We start from the raw sequence: 2,340 nt of genomic DNA, 5'->3' as shown, positions 1-2,340 counted from the left end.
CGCCAAGCAGCCCAGCCCCACAGCAAGACCCGACGGCGCCCGGAACACCCGTGGGGCCCACAGCAACACCGGGATTCAGGCGGAACGCCCCGCGAGCAGCGTCGCCAGGTGGACGCCCCCACGGCCCGCCAGCTGCGCCGCCTGGGTGCGGCACGAGAAGCCGTCCGCCAGGTACACGGCGTCCGGCTGGGCCGACAGGGACGGCAGCAGCGAATGCGAGGCGACCGCGACCGACAGGTCGTAGTGGCCCGCCTCCATGCCGAAATTCCCGGCCAGGCCGCAGCACCCCTCGAGCCGCGTGACGCGCGCACCCAGCGACTCGAGCAGCGCCTGGTCCGTGTCCCACCCCATGACGGAGTAGTGGTGGCAGTGCGGCTGCGCGACGATCTCGACGCCCTCCAGGCTCGGCAGGTTGCGCGACGACTCCGGCACGGCCGACAGCACCTCGGCGAGGGTGTGCGTCGCGCCCGACACGAGCATCGAGCGCGGATCCTCGGGCAGCAGGTCCGCCAGGTCGTCGCGCAGCACCGCCGTGCACGAGGGCTCGACGCCGACGATCGGGATCCCCGCAGCGGCGAAGGGCGCGAGGATGCTGAGCAGCGACGCCAAGTGTTTCTTGGCGCCCGTCAGTTGCCCGGTCGTGATCCACGTGAGCCCGCAGCATGCGTCGGGCGCGACGATCGGCGCAAACCCGTTTGCTTCGAGCACGTCAACGACCGCGCGCGCCCCCGCGCCGTCCAGGGTCTGACTAAACGAGTCCGCCCACACGAGCGCATACGGCCGCCCGCCGGGGTCGCGCGGGCCGCTCAGGACCGGGGAGCTCACCGTCGACGAGGCAGTGGCCGCCTCGCGCTCGCGGGCAGAGTTGGACGAGGCCGGGGTGCCGCCGTGCTCGCGGGCAGAGTTGGACGAGGCCGGGGTGCCGCCGTGCTCGCGGGCATCGGTTGCGGCAGCGGAAGTTGCGGCAGCGGAAGTTGCGGCAGCGGGAGCCGCAGTGCTGGAAGTCGCTGTGAAAGAAGATGCTGCGTCGCCAGCCGGGACACAATCCGCCAGCAGGTTGCGGCGGCGAGCCCACGCGGTGACGGTGCCCGACTGGAGGGCGGGCATGCCTCGGCGAGGGTCGAGTCCGATGATGCGGAAGGCCAGCGACCGCAGGGGGGCCACTGACATGATGGCGTTAGCGACGGCCGCCAGGCCGGGCACGCGCGCGGTGACGCGGGTGAGGCGCGGCAGCCAGCCGAGCGTGTAATGGCTGAGGGGGCGCAGGCGCCCCCGGTAGGTGCGGAAGAGCGCTTCGGAGCGGTAGCGGGCCATGTCGACGCCGGCGGGACAGTCGGCGGAGCAGGCCTTGCAGGCCAGGCACAGGTCGAGGGCCTCGAGGACTTCGGGGGAGTTGATGGCCTGAACGAGCTGCGAGTTCGCGGCCTCCTGGAGGATGCGAGCGCGCCCTCGGGTCACGTCCTTCTCGTCGCGGGTGGCCAGGTAAGACGGGCACATGAACGTGCCGGGCACTCCGGCGCGGCACTTGCCCACGCCCGTGCAGCGGTGGACGGCGGCTGTGAAGTCGCCGCCGTCGTGGGTGAACGCGAAGCCGCCGTCGGCGGGCATGGGACGCGCAGCAACGCGGCGCAGATTGAGATCCAACGGATCGACGCCCGGTTGGAGTTCGAGCTGGCCGCCAGCAACGGCGAGTGGGCCGGACACGTCGGATGGGCGCGAGGAGCCGGCGGCGGCCGCATCGTCAGATGCGCGAGCGGAACCCGCGGAACCATCAGCGCGCAGGGACGTCGGCATATCGGCAGCGCCTCTGCCCGGGGCCGGGCCCGCAGCGTCGGCCCCGAGAACGAAACCAGCGCCGAAGTTGCCACTGGAACCGGCTCCGCCACCATCTTGCGCGGCAAGAGCTCGCGCCGCGAGAGCCCGCGCCCGAGCGCGGGAGGCGGCCTCGGCCTCGTCCATGGGGGCGGCGAGCACACCGGGGTTGAGGAGGTTACCGGGGTCGAAGACGTGCTTGACGCGGGCGAACAGGTCGAGCATCTCGGGGGAGTACATGAAGCGCAGGAGCTCGCCGCGGGCGCGCCCGTCGCCGTGTTCTCCGGAGACGGAGCCGCCGTGGGCCGCGCAGATGCGGGCCGCGGACTGCAGGAACGCGCGCGAGTGGGCGACGCCTTCGGGGGTTTCGAGTGGCATGGCGAGGCGCACGTGCACGCAGCCGTCGCCGAAGTGCCCGTACAGGAGCCCGTCGATGTGGAACTCCTCCATGAGGGCGGTGAAGTCGCGCAGGTACGCGCCGAGGTTTTCGGGTGGGACGGCTGCGTCCTCGAAGCCGGGCCAGGCTTG

Annotated in this window: 1 protein-coding gene; it reads right to left on the bottom strand. The window is 72.3% G+C overall.

The genetic code is table 11. The features are described from left to right. Positions 1–75: 75 nt before the first annotated feature. The coding region (locus tag HMPREF1138_RS07015; RefSeq protein WP_009057990.1) for an FAD-binding and (Fe-S)-binding domain-containing protein at positions 76–2,340 on the bottom strand (2,265 nt) is incomplete at its 5' end.

The organism is Actinomyces sp. ICM58 (genome assembly GCF_000283035.1).
In the GTDB taxonomy this organism is placed as follows: domain Bacteria; phylum Actinomycetota; class Actinomycetes; order Actinomycetales; family Actinomycetaceae; genus Pauljensenia.
Note: the sequence above shows the minus strand (reverse complement) of the source record. Positions and strands in the feature narration are given on the sequence as shown.